Annotated in this window: 22 protein-coding genes; 1 reads left to right on the top strand and 21 read right to left on the bottom strand. The window is 60.7% G+C overall.

The window, feature by feature from the left end; genetic code table 11:
• Positions 1-27: 27 nt before the first annotated feature.
• The 14 genes from rplC to FGQ67_RS00715 form a co-directional block, all read right to left on the bottom strand.
• Positions 28-648 (bottom strand): 50S ribosomal protein L3, encoded by a 621-nt coding sequence (gene rplC, locus FGQ67_RS00780; protein WP_035137484.1) that lies wholly within the window; start codon positions 646-648, stop codon positions 28-30.
• Between the two features lie 458 nt (positions 649-1,106).
• Entirely contained in the window at positions 1,107-1,733 is a 627-nt protein-coding gene (locus FGQ67_RS00775) for a histidine phosphatase family protein (RefSeq protein ID WP_138339626.1), read from the bottom strand.
• 39 nt (positions 1,734-1,772) lie between these two features.
• A complete protein-coding gene (locus FGQ67_RS00770) occupies positions 1,773-2,927 on the bottom strand; it encodes a cation diffusion facilitator family transporter (protein WP_249934342.1) in 1,155 nt (384 codons plus the stop codon).
• A gap of 150 nt (positions 2,928-3,077) precedes the next feature.
• Positions 3,078-4,292 carry a PTS sugar transporter subunit IIC gene (locus tag FGQ67_RS00765; RefSeq protein WP_138339624.1) on the bottom strand — a complete coding sequence of 405 codons (1,215 nt, stop codon included), beginning with the start codon at positions 4,290-4,292 and terminating at the stop codon, positions 3,078-3,080.
• A gap of 40 nt (positions 4,293-4,332) precedes the next feature.
• A complete protein-coding gene (gene accD, locus FGQ67_RS00760) occupies positions 4,333-6,009 on the bottom strand; it encodes an acetyl-CoA carboxylase, carboxyltransferase subunit beta (RefSeq protein WP_212745990.1) in 1,677 nt (558 codons plus the stop codon).
• A 34-nt stretch (positions 6,010-6,043) separates the two neighbouring features.
• Positions 6,044-7,387 carry an acetyl-CoA carboxylase biotin carboxylase subunit gene (locus tag FGQ67_RS00755; RefSeq protein ID WP_138339622.1) on the bottom strand — a complete coding sequence of 448 codons (1,344 nt, stop codon included), beginning with the start codon at positions 7,385-7,387 and terminating at the stop codon, positions 6,044-6,046.
• A gap of 10 nt (positions 7,388-7,397) precedes the next feature.
• Positions 7,398-7,820 carry a 3-hydroxyacyl-ACP dehydratase FabZ gene (gene fabZ, locus FGQ67_RS00750; protein ID WP_138339621.1) on the bottom strand — a complete coding sequence of 141 codons (423 nt, stop codon included), beginning with the start codon at positions 7,818-7,820 and terminating at the stop codon, positions 7,398-7,400.
• Between the two features lie 9 nt (positions 7,821-7,829).
• The gene (gene accB, locus FGQ67_RS00745) at positions 7,830-8,306 is read right to left on the bottom strand and encodes an acetyl-CoA carboxylase biotin carboxyl carrier protein (protein ID WP_138339620.1); all 477 of its coding nucleotides are present in this window, start codon (positions 8,304-8,306) and stop codon (positions 7,830-7,832) included.
• Positions 8,307-8,309: 3 nt separating this feature from the next.
• The gene (fabF, locus tag FGQ67_RS00740; RefSeq protein ID WP_138339619.1) at positions 8,310-9,557 is read right to left on the bottom strand and encodes a beta-ketoacyl-ACP synthase II; all 1,248 of its coding nucleotides are present in this window, start codon (positions 9,555-9,557) and stop codon (positions 8,310-8,312) included.
• 39 nt (positions 9,558-9,596) lie between these two features.
• Positions 9,597-10,370: a 3-oxoacyl-[acyl-carrier-protein] reductase gene (gene fabG / locus FGQ67_RS00735; protein ID WP_138339618.1), complete on the bottom strand. Its 774-nt coding sequence runs from the start codon at positions 10,368-10,370 to the stop codon at positions 9,597-9,599.
• 30 nt (positions 10,371-10,400) lie between these two features.
• Complete coding sequence (locus tag FGQ67_RS00730) at positions 10,401-11,327, bottom strand: ACP S-malonyltransferase (RefSeq protein WP_138339617.1); 927 nt, start codon at positions 11,325-11,327, stop codon at positions 10,401-10,403.
• A complete protein-coding gene (fabK, locus tag FGQ67_RS00725) occupies positions 11,315-12,259 on the bottom strand; it encodes an enoyl-[acyl-carrier-protein] reductase FabK (RefSeq protein ID WP_138339616.1) in 945 nt (314 codons plus the stop codon). The genes FGQ67_RS00730 and fabK overlap by 13 nt, the downstream gene beginning before the upstream one ends.
• Before the next feature lie 2 nt (positions 12,260-12,261).
• Entirely contained in the window at positions 12,262-12,498 is a 237-nt protein-coding gene (locus FGQ67_RS00720; RefSeq protein ID WP_055285196.1) for an acyl carrier protein, read from the bottom strand.
• A gap of 52 nt (positions 12,499-12,550) precedes the next feature.
• Positions 12,551-13,510, bottom strand: coding sequence for a beta-ketoacyl-ACP synthase III (locus FGQ67_RS00715; RefSeq protein ID WP_138339615.1), 960 nt, complete (start codon positions 13,508-13,510; stop codon positions 12,551-12,553).
• 176 nt (positions 13,511-13,686) lie between these two features.
• Between FGQ67_RS00715 and FGQ67_RS00710 the strand changes: the two genes are divergently transcribed.
• Entirely contained in the window at positions 13,687-14,463 is a 777-nt protein-coding gene (locus FGQ67_RS00710) for a biotin--[acetyl-CoA-carboxylase] ligase (protein ID WP_171025114.1), read from the top strand.
• A gap of 116 nt (positions 14,464-14,579) precedes the next feature.
• Here the strand turns inward: FGQ67_RS00710 and rpsJ are convergent, their stop codons facing one another.
• The 7 genes from rpsJ to FGQ67_RS00675 form a co-directional block, all read right to left on the bottom strand.
• A complete protein-coding gene (rpsJ, locus tag FGQ67_RS00705; protein WP_022094184.1) occupies positions 14,580-14,888 on the bottom strand; it encodes a 30S ribosomal protein S10 in 309 nt (102 codons plus the stop codon).
• A gap of 60 nt (positions 14,889-14,948) precedes the next feature.
• Positions 14,949-17,048, bottom strand: a complete 2,100-nt coding sequence (gene fusA, locus FGQ67_RS00700; RefSeq protein WP_117854517.1) for an elongation factor G — start codon at positions 17,046-17,048, stop codon at positions 14,949-14,951.
• Positions 17,049-17,067: 19 nt separating this feature from the next.
• A complete protein-coding gene (rpsG, locus tag FGQ67_RS00695; protein WP_006235013.1) occupies positions 17,068-17,541 on the bottom strand; it encodes a 30S ribosomal protein S7 in 474 nt (157 codons plus the stop codon).
• Between the two features lie 73 nt (positions 17,542-17,614).
• Positions 17,615-17,992, bottom strand: a complete 378-nt coding sequence (gene rpsL, locus FGQ67_RS00690; RefSeq protein WP_006235012.1) for a 30S ribosomal protein S12 — start codon at positions 17,990-17,992, stop codon at positions 17,615-17,617.
• Between the two features lie 524 nt (positions 17,993-18,516).
• Positions 18,517-19,593 carry a DUF4179 domain-containing protein gene (locus FGQ67_RS00685; RefSeq protein ID WP_138339613.1) on the bottom strand — a complete coding sequence of 359 codons (1,077 nt, stop codon included), beginning with the start codon at positions 19,591-19,593 and terminating at the stop codon, positions 18,517-18,519.
• On the bottom strand, positions 19,544-20,062 hold the full coding sequence (locus FGQ67_RS00680) for an RNA polymerase sigma factor (protein WP_171025113.1): 519 nt from the start codon (positions 20,060-20,062) through the stop codon (positions 19,544-19,546). The genes FGQ67_RS00685 and FGQ67_RS00680 overlap by 50 nt, the downstream gene beginning before the upstream one ends.
• Before the next feature lie 384 nt (positions 20,063-20,446).
• Positions 20,447-24,922 (bottom strand): DNA-directed RNA polymerase subunit beta', encoded by a 4,476-nt coding sequence (locus FGQ67_RS00675; protein ID WP_171025112.1) that lies wholly within the window; start codon positions 24,920-24,922, stop codon positions 20,447-20,449.
• Between the last annotated feature and the right edge of the window lie 5 nt (positions 24,923-24,927).

Genomic DNA, 24,927 nt, shown 5'->3' with positions numbered 1-24,927 from the left:
TGACGCTGGGCTAAATGGGCTGGGCCCTTAGGCCATACGGATGGCGACGAGACCATTCTTGGCACCCGGGACAGCGCCCTTGACCAAGATGAGGTTCTGCTCGGCATCGATGCGGACAACGGAAAGGTTCTTGACGGTAACGCGCTCGTTACCCATGTGACCGGCCATCTTGACGCCCTTGAGGACGCGCGCAGGATAGGCGCACTGACCGATAGAACCGGGGTGACGCTGGAAGTGAGAACCATGCGTCATAGGACCGCGGCGCTGACCCCAGCGCTTGATGCGACCCTGGAAGCCCTTACCCTTGGAGGTACCGATGACGTCGACCTTCTCGACATCAGCGAAATCAGCGACGGTGACGACCTCGCCGACCTTGTGCTCCTCGCCGTTCTCGACGCGGACCTCACGAAGGAAGCGGACAGGCTCGACGCCAGCCTTGGCGAAGTGACCAGCCATGGGCTTGTTCACGTTCTTGGCCTTGATGTCGCCGAAACCGATCTGGACGGCATCATAGCCGTCGGTTGCCTGAGTTTTAACCTGCGAGACAGCGCAGGGGCCAGCCTGGATGACCGTGACGGGAACGACGTTGTCGTCCTCGTCCCAAACCTGGGTCATGCCAATCTTGCGGCCGAGAATCATGCTGATCAAGATATGATCCCAACTCTCGCGTGGTCTTGGGACAATGCGTACACCACCGAGCGTACGCCCCTAGAGGACCACTACTTACACGACGTGCTCCCCAGCCTTGTATTTCGCCCGGACTACCTGACAACCCTATTAAGCAGGCATTTTGTCCAGCCAGAATACTCCCCTGGTTTCACACAGCTGTTTAGTATACACGGCTGCGGGCGTATCCATCGAGATTCATATTTCACTCACATTGTTTACGCAGGTAAAGTGCGTGGCACGTTCCCAGTGTGCGGCGGAGGGGGCGGGCCTGAGACATATTAAGGTTGCTGCTCTACAGTCCTGCTCACGACGGAGAGCACATTAAGTGCTCTCCTGTTCGTGCGGAACTCGCGACAACCTTAATATGTCTCAGGCCCGCCCCCTCCGCCGCACACTGGGAACGCCACGTTGATGTCTGCTAAACCTTGCTCGCTCAGCTAATTACTTTGTTGAGGGTCCACTATTTGCTGGAGGGTGAACTTGCATTGCATTGGCTCGCCTTCTGCTTGTGGCTTTGCCTCATCGAAATTGAAGATCATGATGGCGCAGTTGGGGAGTTTTGCTGGGAGCTCGAAGCCCTCTGGGGCTGCAGCCTTGATGAATTGGCGGCTGGCGCTGCCGTGGCTTACTGCCAGGAGGGTTTCGATGCCCTCGACGCCCATGATATCGGTGAGAGTGTCTACCATGCGCTCTTGCAGCGCGCGGCTTCCTTCTCCTCCGAAGGGGACCAGGTCCTCGCCCGGATCCCAGACGTCGGTGGGGAGGGCGTCGTGGGGGCCTTCTTCGAAGGTGCCGTAGCAGCGCTCGATAATGCCTTTGCAGGGCTCGACTGCTGCATCCGGGCCGATGAGCTCGCATGCGACGAGCTGAGCTGTGTCCATGGCTCGGCCTAAGGGTGATGAGACCACTTTGTCGGGAACGACGCCGTGGGCCTTGAGCCATGCGGCTGCCGCCCGTGCCTGCTGGCGGCCCAGATCGGTGAGCGGAGAATCGCAGCGACCCTGGACGAGCTTTTTGACGTTGAATTCCGTCTGGCCGTGGCGGAGTAGGTATAGGCGCTTCATGCTCTCCCCTTCTGCATCAGTTGCTTTATCGGCGTGACCTTACTCGTGGGTATGGCCGACATAGTCCTCGTCGATCGTAATCTTGGCAACCGACTTGGGATATTCCGATTCGACCCGTTGTGCCAACTCGTGTTTTAGGTCCTCGGCACTCATCTGCAGATCCGAGGGCCGCACGCAGTCAAAGATCACGTTGGTGTGCGTAGGGCCCGGCACACAGCGCAGATCGTGAATTGAAAGGCGGCTATCGATCTGTTGAGCCATGGCGTTAATGCGTAAACGCACGCTCGCCACCTTGGGATCGTCGGTCACGATGGGGTCGTAATGGAGCGTGACAATCATGCCGTCTTCGTTCCTAAACGCCTGCTCGATGTTATCGAGCGTGTCGTGACTTTCCAGCGGGCTGGCCTCGGCTGCCATCTCGGCATGTGCACTTGCAAACTTCCTGCCCGGGCCGTAGTCGTGAACCATCAGATCGTGAACGCCCAAAACGCCGGGGTAGCTCATGATCTTGTCTCGAATGTGCTTGACCAGCTTAGGATCGGGCGTCTGGCCCAAAAGCGGACTCACCGTATCCTGGATGAGTTCAAAGCCGCTCCAGCCAATATAAGCGCCAACGGCAAGGCCGACCCATGCGTCAAGATTGATGTGCGTCACCTGCGAAACAATTGCGCACGCCAGCACGGCGCCTGTGGCAAGAACATCGTTCTTGGAATCTTGCGCGGTCGCATGCAGTGTCTCGGACTCAATGCGATCGCCGAGCTTTTGGTTGAGGGCCGCCATCCACAGCTTAACGACCATCGAGAGCACTAGAACTGCCACCAGGGCAAGCGAGAACTCGACAGGTTCGGGGTGGATGACGCGCTCAACCGAGGACTTCACCAGCTCAACGCCAATCAGCAGCACGAGGGCCGCCACGACCAATCCCGAAAGATACTCGTAGCGACCGTGGCCGTAAGGATGCTCGGGGTCGGCCGGCTTGCTCGCCAACTTAAAGCCCAGCACGCTCACGATATTCGAGCTGGCATCGGACAGGTTGTTCATGGCATCCGCCACAATCGAAACCGATCCCGAAACCACACCAATGGCACCCTTTGCAGCGCATAGCGCCACATTGGCGACAATACACACCATGCCCGCTAACGTGCCCACACGCGCACGATCGCCCTGCGCGCGCCTAACAATCCACTCGACCATCTGCATCCGCCCCCACGGTACTACTTATATATCTATTGCTTGACCGGATTGTAGTGTAGCCACTTTGTTCCCCAGATACAAAAAGGCCGCAGCCCACACGGGCCGCGGCCTTGGAATGTGACATGCGGGACTGCCCCTTTGTCGATCGATTTATGCGCTTGCCTCGGCCACGCTCTTCGAGGTTTTGGGCGAATCGGCTCCGTCTCCTGCCGCCTGCCCCTTCGCCGGCACCACGCCAAAGCAGTAGCTCAGCGCCGCAGACACCGCAAATGCCGTGCCGCCGGCAACGCAGCACCACAGCAGGTTCGAAAAACCACCTGTGGCAAAGCCAATGACCATGAGGACATTCGTCATGCCGATGGTATAGGCCGTAACGTGGCCCACGGCCGCAACAAGGCCTCCGACGGCACCACCAATGGCCATGTACGTCAGGCACCTGCCATATTTAAAGCCGCAACCGTACAGCGCCGGCTCGCTTACGCCGCCAAGAACACCCGAGATCGAATAGCCCAGCATGAGCGCCTTCTCGTCCTTATCCGCAACGCGGAGCGACGCGCCAAAGGGCATGCCCCAAACGGCAAACGTTGCCATCGTCGCGGCGATCAGAATGCACGAATCCGTTCCCACACTCATAAACTGCGCGTAGGCGAGCGATAGGACGACGTTGCTGACGCCCGCGATCTTTAGGAACTCCCAGCCCGCGGCAAGCCCCATGAGCGTGAGCAGCGACACGATGCCACCGGAATTGCCAAGCATAAACATAAGCTGGCCCAACAGCATGCCCAGATAGCTGCCCGCCGGTGCCGTGATACACAGCGAAACCGGAACCATGACGAGCATGGTCGCAAACGGAACGAACGAAAACGCCACGGCCTGAGGGATAACGCGCCGAAAGAAACACTCCACTCGCCAAAGCACGGGTACCGAGATGAGAACCGGAATAACAGTCGTCGTGTAATCGTTGACCGGCGCGGGAAGCAGGCCATACACGGAAGTCATCGATGCCCCCGTCGTCGATGCGGCATCGACGAGCTTAAGCAGATCGGGCGCAATCAATACGCCGCCCAGCATCATGCCCAGCTGCTCCGAGCAACCGAGCTGGCGGGCGGCCGCCCAACCAAGATAAATGGGCAAAAAGTAGTAGCCGGCGTTATAGAGCCAACTGTAGAACAGGCGATAGATTTCGGAATCGGCAGACCATAGGCCCAGCATGCCTTCGCCCATAATGACGGCGACGGTGCGGAACAACGCCGCGCAGACAATAAACGGCAGCGCCGACATCATGCTTTTGGACAGATAGTCCACCACGGCCATGGCGTTTGATGAAACCGTCGTTGTAAACGAGGTGTTAGAAACTTGTGACACAGGAACCCTTTCCCAATGTGACATGCGGACTGTCCCTTTGTTACATCGTGCTGTACCGACCGATTGCGCGGTACTTTTCGTAGCGGAGGTTTGCGAGGGTCGCGTCGTCGAGCCGCCCAAGCGTATCGAAGGCATCAAATGCCGAGGACATGACGGCGCCGGCGATCTCCTCATGCGACAGGCCCCTATCGTCGACAATGCCGTCGATGATGCCGAGCGCCAACAGATCGGGAGCCGTGAGCTTCAGCGCCTCGGCGGCCTCATTCGCGCGCTCGGTATCCTTCCACAGGATCGACGCACAGGCCTCGGGGCTCACGACCGAATAGGCCGAGCTCGAGAGCATCAGGATGCGGTCGGCCATGGACAGCGCCAGCGCGCCACCAGAGCCGCCTTCGCCTGTCACCACCGAGACAATCGGCGTCTTAAGGCCGCTCATCTCCATGAGATTCTGGGCAATCGCCTCGCCCTGACCGCGCTCCTCGGCACCGATGCCGCAAAACGCGCCCGAAGTATCGACCAGGCACAGAACCGGTCGACCAAACTTTTCGGCCTGGCGCATAAGGCGACGCGCTTTGCGGTAGCCCTCGGGATGCGCCATGCCAAAGTTGCGGCGCATACGCTCTTTGGTCGTGGTGCCGCGCTCAATGGCGATGACCGTTACGGGGCGTCCGTCTTTCCAGCCAATGCCAGCCACCACAGCGGCGTCGTCGCCAAAGTAACGGTCGCCGTGCAGCTCCACAAATCCATCCAGGCCCAGCGAGATTATCTCACCCGCCGTGGCACGATCTGCCGAGCGGGTCTGCTTGACAATCTCGAGCGCGGTTTTTGGTGCCGCCGATCGCTTAAACAAGTGCCCCAGCTTTTTGCCGCGGCGACCCGTATGCACGATCTCGTGCGGTGCCCCCAGGCCGGGCGCGTGCCCTTCGTGCAGCGCCAGCAGCTCGCCTACCGTGAGCGCAATCTCGCCACGCGGAACAACGGCATCGCAAAAGCCGTGCTCCAGCAAAAACTCGGAGCGCTGGAATCCCTTGGGCAGTCGCTTATGCATGTTCTGCTCGATCACGCGCGGGCCGGCAAATGCCGTCAGGGCATCGGGCTCGGCCAGGATAATGTCGCCCTCCATGGCAAAGCTCGCGGTTACGCCTCCGGTCGTGGGGTCGGTGAGCACCGTGATATACAGGCCGCCCGCCTCGCTATGGCGCCTAACCGCCGCAGAAATCTTGGCCATCTGCATAAGCGATGTCACGCCCTCTTGCATGCGCGCACCGCCCGAAACGGTAAAGCCGACAACTGGCAATCCCAGCTCGGTCGCATGCTCAAATGTGCGACAGATCTTCTCGCCCACCACGGAACCCATCGAGCCCATCATAAAGTTGGCGTCCATAAAGAAGAGCGCGGTATCGCAACCGCAGATTTTGCCCCTGCCGCACACAACGGCATCGCGCTCGCCCGAACGCTCGCTCACGCTCTTAAGCTTGTCGGCATAGCCGGGAAACGAGAGGAAGTCCTCCGACGCCAGATTGGCATCCCATTCCTCAAACGTGCCCTCGTCGACCGTCATGCGCATGCGCGCGCGACCGCTCACGCGAAAGTGTTTGCCGCAACGAGGGCAGACCTCGAGGTTGTCGTGCAGGCGTGCCTCATCGATCACACGGCGGCACTCCGGACACTTGATAAACACATGGCGCGCGGGAAACTCGGCGCACGACTCGGTCATCGGCCCCTCAAGGACATTGACCGTCTTCGCTTTTCTATTCATCAGCATAGAGATGCCCCATCAGATCGGTGTGATACATGCCCGACAAGAACTCGCCGTTTGCCAGCACGTCGAGCTGAAGCTCGCTGTTTTCGCTCACGCCCTCAATCACGAGCTCGCCCAGGGCCGAGCGCATCTTGCGAATGGCGCCGTCACGCGTGGGCGCACACACGATGAGCTTGCCGAGCATGGAGTCGTAGTACGGCGGAACTGTCGCACCGGTGAACATGGCCGAATCCCAGCGCACGCGCGGACCACCCGGTACACGCAACGCGGTGACCGTTCCGCATGACGGCAGAAAGTCCGGCGTTTCGGCATTGATGCGGCACTCCATGGCGTGGTTGCGGACCGGCACGTCCTCCTGCTCAAATGGCAGAGGCTGGCCGGCTGCCACGCGCAGCTGCCACTTGACCAGGTCGGTATCGGTCACAAACTCCGTAACCGGATGCTCCACCTGCAAGCGCGTGTTCATTTCCATAAAGTAGAAATTGCCGTCATCTGAGTACAGAAACTCAATGGTGCCGGCGCCCTCATAGCCAACGGCACGAGCCAGGTCACGCGCCGCCTTGTGCATACGGGCACGAATGTCGTCGTGTCCGTCGAGGCACGGTGCGGGGCTCTCCTCGATCAGCTTTTGGTTGCGGCGCTGCACCGAGCACTCACGCTCGCCGAGCGAAAACACATGGCCCTGCTTATCGGCCATAATCTGCACCTCAACGTGGTGCGCCGGCGCGACGAACTTCTCCATGTAACACTCGCCGTCGCCAAAAACGGCCTCGCCCTCGGCACGTGCTTCAATAAAGGCCTTTGCCGCGTCTTCCACGCGCTCGACCTTGCGAATACCACGACCGCCACCGCCCGCCCGCGCCTTAATAAGCACGGGGCAGCCGATGCGCTCGGCCTCGGCCGTCGCCTCCTCAGGGCTTTTGAGCAAATCGCAGCCCGGAACGATGGGCACGCCCGCCGCGGCAGCCGTTCGGCGTGCGGCGTCCTTGTCGCCCATGTTGTCGATCACCTCGGCCGAAGGACCGACAAACGCCAGGCCATACTTGTCGCAGTCGCGCACGAAGCTCGCCTTCTCGGAAAAGAAGCCATAGCCGGGATGGATCGCCTTAGCTCCCGACTTTACGGCACAGGTGAGCACGGCATCGTCGTTGAGGTAGCTCTCGGCAAGACGCGGGCCGCCGATGCAATACGCCTCGTCGGCAAGCTGCACGTGCAGCGCGTCCGCATCGGCCGTGGAGTAGACGGCGACGGTCTTGATGCCCATATCGCGGCACGCGCGGATAACACGGACCGCGACCTCGCCGCGGTTGGCGATGAGCACTTTGTCGAACATGAAGCCTTCCTTAACTTTCGTGCATGAGTGCAAAAGACATATCGGCGCGGCAGCAAACCTCACCGTTGACGCTCGCAGTACCCGTCGCAAAGCGGAACGGCCCGCGCGCACGCGTGATGGAGCACACCAGATCAACCGTGTCGCCCGGGCGCACCGGACGCCTAAAGCGCACCTTGTCCAGACTCGTGTAGAACGGCGTCGCGCCGCGCGCCTCCTCATCGCCCATCAGCAGCACGCAGCAGTTCTGGGCAAGCATCTCGCACTGAATCACGCCGGGGACAACCGGGTTTCCCGGAAAATGCCCCTGCAAAAAGTACTCGTCGCCCGTAATCGTGATCTTGCCGTGGGCCTCGTCGCCCACCAGCTCGGCTTCGTCGAGCAAAAGCATCGGCTCGCGATGCGGCAACAGCTTCTTGAGCTCTTCTTTGTTCATGGATATCACCTATCCGATCCTCATGAGGCAGCTGCCAAACTCCACGAGGTCACCGTCGGCCACGCAGATCTCGAGCACCTCGCCATCCGCCTCTGCCGTCACCTCGTTGAGAACCTTCATGGCCTCGATGATGCAGAGGGTCTCGCCGGCCTTGACCTTGGAGCCCACGTGCACAAACGGTTCGTCGCCCGGCGCCGGGGCAGCATAGAAAACGCCGACCATGGGAGCGGTCACCTCTGTGCCCTTAGGCTCCGGTGCGGCGGCAGACGCCTGCGCGGCGGGTTCCGGTGCGGCGGCAGGCATGGCGACAGGAGCCACCGCCGGAGCAGTCACGGCACCCGGCATAGGCATGGGCACGGCAACCGGCTGCGCTGCACTCGCGCGCTCGAGCTCGACCGCGGTGCCATCGGGCTCCTCAACACGCACGCGTGTGAGGCCGCGGTCTTCCATAACATCGGCTATCTCGGCAAGTCTTTTGGAATCCATGCTCTAGCTCCTCGTATATCTACGCAGCGCGATGGCGGCGTTGTGCCCGCCAAAGCCCAGGTTGGTCGAAAGCGCCCAGGTAAGGTCGGCGCGAACCGCTCGATTGGGCGTGTAATCAAGATCGCAGGCGGGATCGGGCGTGTGGTAGTTAATGGTCGGGGGCACCACGCCCTGCTCGAGCGCCATGGCGCAGGCCATGACCTCGATGGCACCCGTAGCACCGATCATGTGGCCGGTCATCGACTTGGTCGACGAGACGTGCGCGGCGCGTGCCGCGTCCTCGCCGAGCGCACGCTTAATGCCCGCCGTCTCGGACGAATCGTTAAGTTTAGTCGAGGTTCCGTGAGCGTTGATGTAGAGGCCCTCGGAAGGCTTAACGTCGCCCTCGGCCACCGCCAGCGATATCGCACGGGCAATGCCGGCAGCCTCGGGATCGGGGCTCGTGATGTGATAGGCATCATCGGTGTTGCCGTAGCCCACGACCTCGGCATAAATGTGCGCCCCGCGAGCCAGCGCGTGTTCCATGCTCTCGAGTACCAGCACGCAGGCGCCCTCGCCCATCACAAAGCCGTCGCGGTCTGCATCGAACGGACGGCATGCCGTCGACGGGTCAGGATTAGTGGTGAGAGCACGGCAGGACGTAAAGCCCGCAACGGCATCGGGGATGATTGCGGCCTCGGCACCGCCGGCGAGAATCGCATCGGCATAGCCATGCTTGATGGCGCGGAACGCCTCGCCCACGGCATGGGCCGAGGTCGCGCAGGCGGTCACCACGGGCAGGGTCGGGCCCTTTGCCTTGTGGCGGATTGCGATATTGCCCGAAGCCATATTGGGGATCATCATCGCGATCATATAGGGCGATGCGCGGCGGGGCCCACGGTCGGCAATCGTGTGGACGTTGTCGACGAGTGTCTGCATGCCGCCCACGCCCGAACCCACGTAGACGCCCAGGCGCTCGCGATCGATGGCGCCCTCGACATCAAAGCCCGCATCGTGCATGGCCTCGTCCGACGCCGCCAGTGCAAACTGAACGCAGGGGTCCAGGTGCTTGGCGTCACGCTTGCCAAAGTACTCGTTGCCGTCAAAATCCTTGACCTCGGCCGCCACCTTAACGGCAAACGCATCGGTATCGAAGTGCGTGATCGGGCCGATGCCGCACGTGCCGGCGCACATGGCCGCCCAGGTAGCAAGCGCCGTGTTACCGAGCGGCGATACGGCACCGATACCGGTGATTGCAACTCTCTGTTCCATCTTGGTCTCCTCATCCAAGCCGTTGTTCGGCCCTGGTTTCTACATCGCCATTCCGCCGTCGACGCGCACGACCTCGCCCGTAATGTAGGCAGCCGCATCACTCGCCAAAAAGCGCACCACGCCGGCCACTTCCTCGGGGCGCGCCATGCGCTTTAGGGGAATCTGCTCTTCGCACGCCGCACGCACCTTATCCGATAGCTTTGCCGTCATATCGGTCTCGACAAATCCGGGGGCGACCGCGTTCACTCGTACGCCGCGGGGCGCAAGCTCGCGCGCTACCGCCTTGGTCAGGCCGATGACGCCCGCCTTGGAGGCAGCGTAGTTGGTCTGTCCGGCATTGCCCATCAGGCCCACAACCGAGCTCATGTTGATGACGCAACCGCCACGCTGGCGCATAAAGGTCTTGGTGAGCGCGCGCGTCATATTGAATGTTCCCTTGAGATTGACATCGAGCACGCGGTCGAAGGCATCGTCGCCCATACGCATGAGCAGGCCGTCGCGCGTGATGCCGGCATTGTTGACGAGCGCCCAAATGGAGCCAAAGTCGTTGAGGACCGTCTCCACGCAAGTGTTGACGGCAGCGGGGTCGGCCACGTCACATTGATATGCGCGCGCCGTGGCGCCAGCCGCCTCACAGGCTTCGCACGTCTCGCGCGCCGCATCTGCGCTACCGGCATAGACGACGGCGATATCAAAGCCGTCCTCCGCCAGGCCCACGGCACAAGCGCGACCGATGCCGCGCGAGCCGCCCGTGACCAGCGCCACGCGACGTGAGTCGTTGCGCTCGAGCGCGCCGTTGTTCAAGTTGCCCATGTCATTCCTTTCGGGTTACAGCCCTGTGAACTATGCGAGCTCGTCGGCAATAGCTGCGACCTGCTCGGCCGTTTCGCACGAATACACACGAACGTCGCTCAACGTACGCTTGACCAGGCCAGACAGCGTTTTGCCGGGGCCGACCTCAATAAACGTGTCGATGCCTTGATCCTGCAGAGCATGCAGCGTGTCGACCCAGCGCACGGCATGACTCACCTGGTTGGCCAAGACATCCGATGCCGTCTGGGGGTCCGCCGGATAGGGCGCCGCCGTCATATTTGCCATAACAGGAATGAGCAACGGGGACGGCGCGTGACCGGCATCGATATATGCAGCAAGGCCACAGGTCGCCTCGGCCATATAGGGGCTATGGAATGCACCCGACACCGCGACCTTCATGGCCCGGCCACCAGCCCCTTTTACCAGGACGTCGAGGGTCTGCAACGCACCGGGCGCTCCGGCCACAACCGTCTGCTGAGGGCTGTTGTAGTTGACCGGCCAGCAGTCCTCGCCGGCCTGTTTTGCCAGGCCCTCGACTTGCGCCGCATCGAGCTTGATGACGGCGCGCATGCCGCCGGGGTGACGCTCAGCCGCCGTGGCCATCAATGCCGCGCGCTCACACACGAGCTCAAAGCCCGCTCGCGTATCGAACGCCCCCGCAAAGGTGAGCGCGGCGACCTCGCCCAGCGAGAATCCCGCACAGGCGGCAGGTACCACGCCGTGCTCACGCAGGGCGACGGCGACAGCCAAGTCGTGCACGAACACGCAAGGCTGCGTGTTCTCAGTCTGCGAGAGCTCCTCCTTGGAGGCGCTCCGGCACTGCTCACTGGTCCCCGGGCGCACCTCGTCGGCAATGGCGAACACCTCGGCAGCCGCCGGTGATGCCTCGATGAGGTCGACGCCCATCGCGGGATGCTGGGCACCCTGACCGGCAAACAGAAACGCTACGCTACCCATGCGGACGCACCCTTCAGGACATGCTCGGCGCCATCGACCAGATCGTCGACGATTTCGCGTGCGCTCTGGCGTTCGTTGACCATGCCGGCAATCTGTCCGCACAAATACGAACCCTCTTCGTAATTACCGTCCTTTGCGGCTTTACGAAGCGCGCCCGTGCCCATGGCCCCAAGCTCCTCGGGGCTTGCGCCCGCCGCCTCGTTCTTGGCATACGCGTTGGTGAAGGGGCTCTTGAGGGCGCGAACCGGATGTCCCGTCGAGCGACCGGTCGCACGCGTCGACGTGTCGCCTGCCTTGAGCACCAGCTCTTTGTACTGTTCGGATACGGTGCACTCGTTTGCGACCAGAAAGCGTGTTCCCACCTGGACGCCGGCAGCGCCGAGCATAAAGGCGGCCGCCACACCGCGGCCATCGGCGATGCCGCCAGCCGCAACCACGGGAATATCGACCGCATCGACAACCTGCGGCACCAGCGCCATCGTCGAGGTCTCTCCAATATGGCCGCCTGATTCGGTGCCCTCGGCAACCACGGCAGTTGCTCCGCGACGCGCCACGAGACGCGCCAGCGCCACCGAAGCCACGACGGGAATAACCTTGATGCCCGCATCGCTCCAGGCCTTCATGTACTTGGTGGGATTGCCGGCGCCGGTCACCACAACGGGCACCCGCTCATCAATCACCACTTGTGCGACCTCGTCGACAAACGGGCTCATGAGCATTACGTTGACGCCAAAGGGCTTATCCGTCTTGGCGCGCAGCTCGTGGATCTGATCGCGCAGCCAGTTTGCGTCGGCATTCATGGCCGCGATAATGCCTAAGCCGCCCGCCTCGGACACGGCAGATGCCAGCGAGGCGTCGGCAATCCAGGCCATGCCACCCTGGAACACGGGTTTTTCGATGCCGAGCAGATCGCAGAGAGGAGACTTGAGCATCACTACTTCTCCAATGCCGCCTCGACCGTATCGACGAACTCGCCGACCGTCTTGGGGTTCTCCTCGGTATCGAGCTCAATGCCAAACTCGTCCTCGACGGCAACGAGGATCTCGACGGTACCCAGACTGTCGAGACCAATCTCCTCGAGCGTGGACTCGGGCTTCATCTCGACATCGTCAAGGCCGGCCGTCTCGCGGATAACGTCACAAACGCGCTCGAAGGTCTTCTGATCTGCCATGGTAGTTCTCCTTTGTTTGTGCCCTAGGGGCGTTTTCATTTCCTATGTGCAACTACTTCCAGCGAAGTAGATAGCCACCTACATCCAAGCCGGCGCCAAATCCGACCAGGGCGATGGTGTCGCCCGCGTGCAGCGCGCCGGTATTTGCCAGTCGATCGAGAGCAAGCGGAATGCATGCGCTCGAAATGTTGCCGGTCTCGCGCAACGTGCGAACCACGCGCTCGTCCGGCACGCCCAGGCGCTTGACCGCCTGACTCAGGATTCGTTCGTTAGCCTGATGGAATACAAAATGGTCGATGTCTTCGACCGAAATGCCCGCATCGCTCGCAAGCTTATGGACCGTGTCGCAGATGGCGTTGACGCCGAACTTGAACACGCGGCGGCCATTCATGGACAGCACGCTCTCGCTATCTGCGGAAGCCTTAAACGGCGAGTTGCCGACCAGACCGGGAACGTGCAACGTCTCGACGTCGGGCGCCGTCGAAAGCTCAACAGCAAGGGGATTCTCTCCCCCAGCCCCTATGACCGCAGCACCCGCGCCATCGCCAAAGAGCACGCACGTGGCACGGTCGGTCCAATCGAGCGCGCGCGTCATCTGCTCGGCGGCTACGACCAGCACGTGCTTGGCGCGACCGCGGGCGATATAGCCCTCGGCGACATCGAGCGCAAATACGAAGCCGGCACAAGCCGCCGAAACGTCGAATGCAGGACATGTGGCACCCAGGCGTTCGGCAACGGCGCACGCTTCGGCAGGAACGAGATGATCGCCCGTCGTCGTCGAACAGACGATAAGATCCAACTGGCTCGCATCGATTCCGGACGTCTGGAGCGCTTGCTCGCTCGCTGCCACGGCAAGATCGTCGAGTGACTCGGTGGTGCACACATGGCGGCTCTTGATCCCCGTGCGGGTAAAAATCCACTCATCCGAGGTGTCAAGGAACTCGGACAGCTCGTCGTTGGAAACGCTGTGCTCGGGAAGTGCCGAGCCCGTTCCCAGTATCGTGAAACCCATCACTAACCTCCTTTGAGTTGTTGACGTGTTTACATCGACCAAGAGAGGATAGCGCATTTCAGTCTTTGTTGACGTGTTAACATTAAATTGTCCAAATGCGACAAAGGCTTCACATTGTGTCTGCCTCACGACATCATTGCGTTATTCACTTATTCATTAAGGAGGTAGCAGCCGCTATGGATGCCCAATTAACGATAGTCGACGTAACCGGATCGACCAACGATGACCTGCTCGAAGCAGGAAAACAAGGAGCGCCGCACGGCACAGGACTTGCCGCCCGGGCTCAGACAGCAGGACGCGGCCGACGCGGCCACAAGTGGGATTCAACCGCCGGCAACCTGTTGCTCTCGATTGTCCTACGTCCACGTGTTGATCCCGCCAAGTACTCTGGTCTTGCGGCCGTCAGCGGCCTAGCGGTGCTCGACGCGCTCGAGGCGCAAGGTCTCGCTAACGAGATCGGCCTCAAATGGCCCAACGACCTCGTCGCGCGAGGGCGCAAACTCGGCGGTATCTTAGTCGAGGCGGCTCGTGACATCGAGGGCAAGCCCTTCGCCGTCTGCGGCATTGGCGTCAACGTAAACTACACGCCCCAGGAAGTGCCCGATGGCGGCCTGCCGGCAATCGGTCTCTCGGACCTCAACGAGAATGTTCCCGCCGTCGATGTGCTACTCAAGGAGGTCTATCACGCGGTCGTGAACGCTGTAGACACATGGGCAGAGCGTCTCAACGCCATGGAAGAAGACGCCGGACCGCTCGCGCCCGTCCACGGCGAATACATCGGTCATCTCAATTGGATTGGGGATCACGTTATCGCCCGTTCCCCCGCTGGGGACGAGCTGGCGCGAGGCATCTTTAAAACCGTCGATGACTTTGGTCGCGCGTGCATCGAGACCGAAGACGACTTGCGATCCTTCCATTTTGAAGAGGCGTCGCTGCGCCCCATGGGTAAATGAGACGCCATAGCCACCCATTCGGCTGCATTGCCCGGGTCCCCAAGGTCACCATTCAAAACAAAAGAGCCCCGCTACCGTAATGGCAGCGGGGCTCTGTAAGCTATGAGCGATTTCGCTTAGAGCTTGATGTCGATGTCGACGCCAGCGGGGAGGTCGAGACGCATAAGCGAATCAACGGTGCCCGAGGTGGGGTCGAGGATGTCGATGAGGCGCTTGTGGGTGCGCATCTCGAACTGCTCACGGGAGTCCTTGTTCACGTGCGGCGAGCGGATAACCGTGTACAGGTTGCGCTCGGTGGGCAGGGGGACAGGACCGGAAACGCGGGCGCCGGTCTTCTGAGCGGTCTCGACGATGAGCTTCGCGGACTGATCGACGACCTCGTGATCATAGCCCTTGAGGCGAATGCGGATCTTCTGGGTAGCCAACTTAAACCTCCAAAGAGTGCGAGAGATGTTCTCGCGGATTACGTAACAGGGAGCTCGAACTTAGGCGTTCTTGCTCATGACCTCGTCCACGATGGACTTGGGCGCGGGCTCATAAGAGTCGAACTGCATCGTGTAGGATGCACGGCCCTGGGTCTGGGAGCGAAGGTCGGTAGCGTAACCGAACATCTCGCCCAGCGGCACCTTGGCACGGATGAGCTTGCTGTTCTTGCGATCCTCCATGCCCTCGATCTTGCCGCGGCGACCGGAGAGGTTGCCCATAACGTCGCCCATGTACTGCTCGGGGGTCTCGACCTCGACAGCCATGATCGGCTCGAGCAGCTGCGGGTCGGACTTCTTGAGGGCGTCCTTGATAGCCATGGAACCGGCGATCTTGAAGGCGGCCTCGGAGGAGTCGACCTCGTGGTAAGAACCGTCGAACAGGGTGACCTTAACGTCGAGGACCGGGAAGCCGGCGATAACACCGGTGTTCAGGGCCTCCTGGATGCCCTTGTCGATGGACGGGATGTACTCCTTGGGCACGACGCCGCCGACGATAGCGTTGACGAACTCGTAGCCGAAGCCCTCCTCCATCTTCTCGAGCTTGATGACGGCGTGGCCGTACTGACCGCGACCACCGGACTGACGGACGAACTTGCCCTCAGCCTTCTCGACGTCGTGACCAGCGGTCTCGCGGTAGGCAACCTGGGGCTTACCGACGTTAGCGTCAACCTTGAACTCACGGAGCAGACGGTCGACGATGATCTCGAGGTGCAGCTCGCCCATGCCGGCGATAATGGTCTGGCCGGTCTCGTGGTTGGTGGACACCTGGAAGGTCGGGTCCTCCTCGGCGAGCTTGGTCAGAGCCAGGGACATCTTGTCCTGCTCGGCCTTGGTCTTGGGCTCGATGGCAACGTCGATAACGGGCTTGGCGAACTCGATCTTCTCGAGGACGATCTCCTTGCCCTCGGCGCACAGGGTGTCGCCGGTGGTGGAGTTCTTGAAGCCGACGCAAGCAACGATGTCGCCGGCAGCAGCGTCGTCACGGTCGATACGCTCGGCGGCGTTCATCTCGAGGATGCGGCCGAGGCGCTCGCGCTGACCGTTGGAAGCGTTGACAACGTAGGAGCCGGACTCGGCGCGGCCGGAGTAAACGCGGACGTAGGTGAGCTTACCGACGAACGGGTCGGTCATGATCTTGAAGACCAGGCCGGAGAAGGGCTCGTCGAAGGAAGGATGACGCTCGATCTCCTCGCCGGTGTCCGGATCGGTACCGGTGACGGCCTCGACGTCGAGCGGGCTGGGCAGGTAGTCGACGACAGCGTCGAGCAGCTCCTGGACGCCCTTGTTCTTGTAGGCGGAGCCCACGAAGACGAGGTTGAGCTCGTTGGCCAGAACGCCCTTGCGCAGAGCAGCCTTGAGCTCCTCGACGGTGAAGTCCTCCTCCATGAGGATCTTCTCCATGAGCTCGTCGTCAAAGCTGGCAGCAGCGTCGAGGAGCTCCTCGCGCTTGGTGGCAGCGATGTCGGCGAACTCAGCCGGGATCTCGTCCATCGGCTCGGGGTAGGTCATGCCCTTGTCGTCGGCCTTGAAGTCCCATGCGGTCATGGTGACGAGGTCGATGACGCCCCAGAAGTTGTCCTCGGCGCCCATCGGGACCTGAGCGGCCACGGCGTTAGCGTCGAGACGGTCCTTCATGGTCTCGATAGCGTTGAAGAAGTCAGCGCCCACGCGGTCATACTTGTTGATGAAGGCGATACGGGGGACGTTGAAGGTAGAAGCCTGACGCCAAACGGTCTCAGACTGGGGCTGAACGCCGGCAACGGCGTCGAAGACGGCGACAGCGCCATCGAGGACGCGCAGGCAGCGCTCGACCTCGGCGGTAAAGTCAACGTGGCCCGGGGTGTCGATGATCTGGATGCGGTAGTCCTTACCGTCCTTGTTCCAGAAGCACGTGGTAGCAGCGGAGGTAATGGTTACGCCGCGCTCCTGCTCCTGAACCATCCAGTCCATGGTGGCAGCGCCCTCATGGACCTCACCGATCTTGTGGGTCTTACCGGTGTAGTAAAGAATACGCTCGGTCGTGGTGGTCTTACCGGCATCGATGTGAGCCATGATGCCGATGTTACGGGTATCGGAAAGCTTGTACTTAGGCTTAGCCATGTTAGTTCCTTACCTTAACTTACCAACGATAGTGAGAAAACGCGCGGTTGGCCTCGGCCATCTTGAAGACGTCCTCACGCTTCTTGACGGAAGCGCCCAGGCCGTTGGAAGCGTCGAGGATCTCGTTGGCGAGACGCTCGGCCATGGTCTTCTCCTTGCGAGCGCGGGAGAAGTTGACGATCCAGCGAATGCCCAGAGCGGTGGAACGACGGGAGTTGACCTCCATCGGGACCTGATAGGTAGCGCCACCGACACGCTTGGGCTTAACCTCGAGCGTGGGCTTGACGTTGTCCATAGCCTTCTTGAAGGTAGCGAGAGCGTCGCCACCCTCGGACTTCTCGGCAACGATCTCGAAAGCGGTGTAAACGATGCGCTCAGCGGTGGCCTTCTTGCCGTCAAGAAGGACCTTGTTGATGAGCTGAGTCACCAGGCGGTTGTTGTAAACGGCGTCAGGCTGAACCTCACGACGATTAGCTGCTGCACGACGCGGCATGTGAAATCTCCTTAAGTGTCTACCGTGCGGCGCTTAGGCGGCACACGGCGAAAGTATCAAAACGTTATCTGGCTTATTTAGCCTTGGGGCGCTTAGCACCGTACTTGGAACGGGCCTGCATACGGTTCTGGACCGGAGCAGCGTCGTAGGCGCCACGGATGACGTGATAACGGACACCAGGGAGGTCACGGACACGACCGCCGCGGACGAGCACGATGGAGTGCTCCTGCAGGTTGTGGCCCTCACCCGGGATGTAAGCAGTAACTTCGATGCCGTTGACAAGGCGAACACGGGCAACCTTACGAAGAGCCGAGTTCGGCTTCTTGGGGCTCGTGGTGAAGACGCGGGTGCACACGCCGCGCTTCTGGGAGTTGTGCTGCAGAGCAGCGTTCTTGGACTTCTTGGGCACGGAACGACGGCCCTGGCGAACCAGCTGGTTAATAGTAGGCAAAGCGTACTCCTTCTCGAATGATTCCAGCTTTCTGTAAAGTGCAACGGCTTGAATCGAGGGGTCAGCATCCCCCTACGAAACACGCAGTTCGATAGGATACGTGGCGTTAGCTGTGCCGTCAACAGACCACGCCGCCGGGCGTATCCCAAAATGAGCATATTTCCGCAAAGCCTACACAAAAGGAATCCCCTTCGGTGCGCGGGGGCGGATTCCCGGTCCGGGCGGCCCGCTGTTTAAGTTTGCTGCTCTACAGTCCTGCGCAAGACGGAAAGCACATTAAGTGCTTTCCTTTGCGTGCGGAACTCGCGACAAACTTAAACAGCGGGCCGCCCGGACCGGGAATCCGACGTGCTCGTCGGGGCAACGTTCCCTGCCAAAAAGGGACAGGTTTATTTTGGTCGGTTTTATCTGGGGAAACGTCGCGCTCCAGCGGTAATCTGCTCTCATCTGTCGCATGGAAATCGGCGGCGTTTCCATTTAACGCAAAAGAGGCCGCTTCCCCTAGTAGGAAGCGGCCCCAAATCTTACAAATAGACGATGGTAAAGGGTACTTCTGTTTCGGTCTCTCCTGTTGACGTGCACCTCGTGCCCTCAAGCGTTACTGAGACCACTTGGTCGACATCAATCAACTTCGTTGGCACCCAGATGTTCTCTCCGCTATTGCGCGCATAAGAAAAATATAAGTTGAACACCCCTGCGTCGTCATCTTCGATAGTCTGCTCCGATCCATCCTTGTAGCTGACGGTCAGCTTATTATCAACTGCTTCATAGCCCAGATCATCGATGTGCGTCTGGATGGAAAACGGGCTAATCTCAAGAGTCGAGTCATCGGAGCGGAGTTCCTTTGTATCGACGTACGCTCCAACGCTAAACTCGGGCGTCGATGCCTCGAACGGCTTCGCATCCTCGCCTTCGCCCTCGGTCCACGAGATATTCCAGGTGACCGCATGTTGAAAACCTCGCTCGCGATCCATAGAAGCAAAGTACATCGTGCCATTAATGACAGTATCGCTTGATGTGTCCTTATCAATGGTGCAGCGTGTGTCAGCCCATTCCTCGCCGAACTTCATATCGGGCGTGCCGATGCCCTGTTCTTCTTCACCATAAAGAACAAGTTCGCCGATCTCTGCTGCCGGCTTGTAGCAGTTAACTCCATTTGGATTGGACAACGTAAACGTCACGGCGCCGCAGCCGTTTTGATCGATAGCCATCTCATGGATATCGAGCGTATAACCGTTACCCTCGACGGACAGATTAACCTTCTGGACTGCACCCTCCAGGCTTTGGGGCGCGATGCCATCACCAAACTCTCTGGTGTAGGTGTATTTAGTCCCCGATGAGCCACCGTTGGTCCAGGTAATGGAATCCCCATTGCCGTGGTTTCCCCAGGCTGAGGCAAAATAGCCGGAATTGACAACGGCGTAGGCGACCCCTCCGGTCGCCAGCACTCCGGCAAGGCATCCGATCACGGCAACATACAGAGGCTTCGCGTGACCCTTTCGGCGAAGCGGCTCACCAGCAGCGGCATAAAGAACACGGTCAGCAAGATCGCTATCGGCTTGGACGGACTCGAAGGCCTGCTTGATTTGATTGGATTTCACGGTCGCCCTCCTCTAGGATGAACTTGAGTTTCGATCTGCCGCGAGCTAAACGCGTTCGAACGGTCGCGGCTGGTACATGCAACAACTCGGCAATCTCTGAGGTCGAAAAGCCCAGATAGTAATAGAGCACGATGGGGACACGGAATCGCTCCGGAAGTCGCATAACGTCTGACAGGACCGCCTTGGTCTCATCCTGCGCCGCCGAAAGCGAATCGGCCAGGTTCTCAATATCCTCCACACGCCTCCATGGCTTTCGAAAGAGAGATTTGCATTCATTGATCGTGACCCGGATAAGCCATCGACGAAGATGTTCCCAGCTTTCAAATTGCGCATCGTTTTTGAGTAACTTCAGAAAGACATCTTGGGCAATATCGTCGGCATCGGCACGATCGCGCAGGTACGTCAATGCGATTCGAAACACGACATCCCGGTGATCTTCGACCGCCTGTCTAAATGCCTGTTCTTCCATAATCACCTCCCGGTGACGTTAATGATTCTTGCTGAGGCCCTCACCATAGATACGCTTTGACCGAACGAAATGTTTCAAATTCAAGCAGGAATAACCTACCAAAATAAACCTGTCCCTTTTGGCGAAAGGAATCCCCTCCTGTGCGCGGGAGCGGATTCCCGGCCCGGGCTGCCGTCGGCTTAAGTTTGCTGCTCTACAGTCCTGCGCAAGACGGAAAGCACATTAAGTGCTTTCCTTTGCGTGCGGAACTCGCGACAAACTTAAGCCGACGGCAGCCCGGGCCGGGAATCCGACGCGCTCGTCAGGGCAACGTTCCTCAACAAAAAAGACCCGCTTCCCTGTTGGGAAACGGGTCTTTGGAAGGGCGGTTAACGTACTAGGAAATTACTCCTCGTCGTTGTCCTTGGCCTCTTCGGCGTCGTCGGTGTCCACGAGCTGGTTGAGCAGCTCGTCGAGGGACGCCATGTCCTCGTTGATGGCACCGTTGGCGGGAGCCTTCTTGTCGTCGATCGGGGCGCCCAGGAGCTCCTCGTCGGCGTCGGCGTGATGCGTCGGAGCGGAGGTACCCAGCAGGATATCGTCCGGACCGTCGGGGCTAAAGACCATCTGCAGCAGCTGCGAGAGGTCTTCCTCGTCGGCAACGTCGTCGTTGTTCTCGAGGATGTAGAGCAGGTCGTGGGCCTCGAGGCCGTCACGGAGCTCCTCGATCGCCTTGGCACCGATACCATCGATGCGCAGCAGATCCTCCTCGGACTTGCCGACCAGGTCGCCGACCGTCTCGATGCCGACCTCGCTGAACTTGTTGGTCCAGCGCTGCGACACGCCCAGGTCATCGAACAGGTACAGGCGAGCCTTCTCGGCGGAGATGGTGTGGCCGTTGCGGGTGAACGAACCGTCAGCACCACCGAACTCGTCGTAGCCGGCCCAGTCAAGCTGCTGCGGGAGCTGCTCGTCCAGGTCCTTGAGCTCAACCGGAGCCCACTCGGGCAGCGACTTGGCGTTGGGCGAAGCCGGGCCGTCGATGTCCACGTAGCCGTCGGCCGTGCGATACGTCAGCTTGGCATTGGCATACGGCTTGAGGCCGGTACCGGCCGGGATCTTCTTACCGACGATGACGTTGGACTTAAGGTCGAGCAGGTGGTCGACCTTGCCCTCGATGGCAGCCTCGGTAAGGACGCCAGCGGTACGGATGAACGAAGCGCTCGACAGCCAGGAGTCGATGTTGGACGCGACCTTGAGCGTACCCAGGATGACGGGCTCGGCCACGGGAGCCTGACCGCCCAGACGGGCAACGCGCTCGACCTCGTCGGCAAACTCGTAGCGGTCGACGTACTGACCAAGCAGGTACTTGGAGTCGCCGGGGTTGGTGATCTGAACGCGACGCAGCATCTGACGTGCGAGCACCTCGATGTGCTTGTCGTTCAGGTCGACGCCCTGGCTGGTGTAGACGTCCTTGACGCTCTCGACGAAGGTGTGCATCGTCGACTCGATGTCGGTCAGCTTGCGCAGGTTGCGGAAGTTGACGAAGCCCTTGGTGATCTGGTCGCCGGCGCGAACCTCGCAGCCGTCCTCGATCTCGGGCATAAAGCGCACCGAAGCGGGGACGCGACGCTCGTCGAGGACACGGGTGTGATCCTCGGAGTCGGTGAGCGTCAGCACGTACTCGGACTTCTCGGGCTTAATCGAGAGGTGGCCGGAGTACGGAGCCAGCTCGGCCTCGCGACCCAGGATCTTCTCGTTGACGTTGCCGACGATATCGAACATACGGCTGACCGTAGGCAGACCCTGCGTAATATCGTCGACGCCAGCGACGCCGCCGGAGTGAATGGTACGCATCGTAAGCTGTGTACCGGGCTCGCCGATGGACTGGGCGGCAATAATGCCGACCGCGGTACCGATGGCGACCGGACGACGGGTGGAAAGATCCCAGCCGTAGCACTTCTGGCACACGCCGTACTTGGAGCGGCAGGTGAGCAGCGCGCGAAGCTTGACCTTCTTAAGGCCGGCATCGACCATCTTCTGGATGTCGGCGACCTTCTCGATGTAGCCGTCCTGCTCAAAGAGCACGGTGCCATCGGGAGCCACGACGTCCTCAATGAAGCAACGGCCGACGAGGTCGGTGTTGAGGTCGGTGGTGCCGGGGATGATGAGGTTGTAGGTGACGCCCTCGTGCGTACCGCAGTCCTCCTCGCGGACGATGACGTCCTGGGCCACGTCGACCAGACGACGGGTCAGATAACCAGAGTCCGAGGTGTGGGATGCGGTATCGACCAGGCCCTTACGGGCGCCGTAGGTCGAAATGAAGTACTCGAGCGGCAGCAGGCCCTCGCGGAAGTTCGCCTTAATGGGAAGGTCGATCGTCTCGCCGGACATGTCTGCCATCAGGCCACGCATGCCGCCGAGCTGACGCAGCTGGGTCTTAGAGCCACGGGCGCCGGAGTCGGCCATCATGTAGAGCGGGTTCTCCTCGTCGAACATGTCGAGCATGAGCGCTGCAACCTTGTCGGTACAAGCGGTCCACTCGTTAACGACTTCGATGTGGCGCTCCGTCTCGTTGATGAAGCCCTCCTCGAAGTACTCGTTGATCTGGTCGACGTTGGCCTGGGCGCGATCGAGCAGCTCCTGCTTCTCAGCAGGGATGAGAGCGTCCCACACCGAGATGGTAAGGCCGGCGCGGGTAGCGTAGTGGAAGCCGGAGTACTTGATGGCGTCGAGGATCGGGCCGACCTTGGCCTCGGGATAGCGATCGCAGCAGTCCGCAACCAGCTTGGCCACGTCGCCCTTGACCATCTTGTAGTTCATGAACTCATAGTCTTCGGGCAGGCACTGGCGGTTGAAGATGATGCGGCCGATGGAGGTCTCGAAGCGCGCGGTCTTGTTGCCGGTGACGTCGTAGTCGACAAACTCGTTCTTGCCGTTCTTGACGCGGAAGATACGGGTGCCGTCCTCGTTGATGACGTTGGCGTTCTCGGCAGACACGCGGACCTGAATCTTGGCCTGCATGTCGACCTCAGAGCGGCAGTCATAGGCGTGCAGCGCGTCGTCGAAGCTCGAGAACACGTGGTTCTCGCCCGGCAGACCGTCGCGGACCTGGGTCAGGTAGTACACACCGATGATCATGTCCTGCGAGGGGATGTTGACCGGCTTGCCGGATGCCGGCGAGCGCAGGTTGTTCGCAGAGAGCATGAGCACGCGGGCCTCGGCCTGAGCCTGGCTGGACAGCGGCACGTGGACAGACATCTGGTCGCCGTCGAAGTCGGCGTTGAAGGGCGAGCAGACCAGCGGGTGCAGGTGGATAGCCTTGCCCTCGACCAGCACCGGCTCAAAGGCCTGGATGGACAGACGGTGCAGGGTCGGTGCACGGTTGAGCAGCACGACGCGGCCGTCGATGACCTCTTCGAGGATATCCCACACAAAGGTGGCACCGCGGTCGATAGCGCGCTTGGCGCCCTTGATGTTCTCGACCTTGCCAAGCTCGACCAGGCGCTTCATGACGAAGGGCTTGAAGAGCTCCAGCGCCATGGTCTTGGGCAGACCGCACTGGTGCAGCAGCAGCTTGGGGTCGGTAACGATAACCGAACGGCCGGAGTAGTCGACACGCTTGCCCAGCAGGTTCTGACGGAAACGACCCTGCTTGCCCTTGAGAGCCTCGGCGAGCGACTTGAGCGGGCGACCGCCACGGCCAGAGACCGGGCGACCACGACGGCCGTTGTCGAACAGGGCGTCCACGGACTCCTGGAGCATGCGCTTCTCGTTGTTCACGATGATCGCGGGGGCGTCCAGGTCGAGCAGGCGCTTGAGTCGGTTGTTACGGTTGATCACGCGACGATACAGGTCATTGAGGTCGGACGCGGCGAAGCGGCCGCCGTCGAGCTGGACCATCGGGCGCAGATCGGGCGGAATGACCGGGATGACGTCCAGGATCATGTTCGCGGGGCTGTTGCCGCCCTTCAGGAAGGCGTCAACGACCTCGAGGCGCTTGACGGCCTTCTCGCGCTTCTGCTTCTGGGAATCCTCGTCGGCGATGATGGCCTTGAGCTTCTCGGCCTCGGAGGGGAGGTCGATGGCAGCGAGCAGGTCGCGGACGGCCTCGGCACCCATACCACCCTTGAAGTACATGGAGTAGTAACGGGTCATCTCGCGGAACAGCGGCTCATCGGAGATGAGGTCGCGCTCAGTGAGCTTCATGAAGGCGTTGAAGGCGTCCGTGCGGAGCTGCTTCTCGTCCTTGCACTCTTCCTCGATGTCGACGATGCCGGAGGCGATCTCCTCGGGGGTCAGCGGCTCCTCGTCGGAGAACTCGTCAAAGTTCTCGGGGTCGCCCTGCTCCTTGAGGGACTCGATCTGGCGGGCGCACTCGGCATCGATCTCTTCCAGATCGGCGGCGAGCTCCTCGCGCAGGTCGTCGGCGTCGGCCTCGCGAGCCTCGTAGTCAACCTCGGTGATGATGTAGCTGGCAAAGTACAGAACCTTCTCGAGGTCCTTGGACTTGATGTCGAGCATACGGCTCATCGGGAAGCTCGTGGGGCTCTTGAAGTACCAGATGTGGGACACGGGAGCGGCGAGCTCGATGTGGCCCATGCGGTCACGACGCACCTTGGCCGAGGTGACCTCGACGCCGCAGCGCTCGCAGACGATGCCCTTAAAGCGGATGCCCTTGTACTTGCCGCAGGAGCACTCCCAGTCCTTGGCGGGACCGAAGATCTTCTCGCTGAACAGGCCATCCTTTTCGGGCTTGAGGGTACGGTAATTGATGGTCTCCGGCTTCTTGACCTCACCGTGCGACCAGGAACGGATCTGGTCGGCGGAGGCAAGGGAGATCTTTACCGAGTCAAAATCAGTAGCTTCGAAATCTGCCACAGTCA

This window comes from Collinsella aerofaciens (genome assembly GCF_005845035.1).
Taxonomy (GTDB): domain Bacteria; phylum Actinomycetota; class Coriobacteriia; order Coriobacteriales; family Coriobacteriaceae; genus Collinsella; species Collinsella aerofaciens_I.
This window is presented reverse-complemented; position numbering and strand designations above follow the sequence as displayed.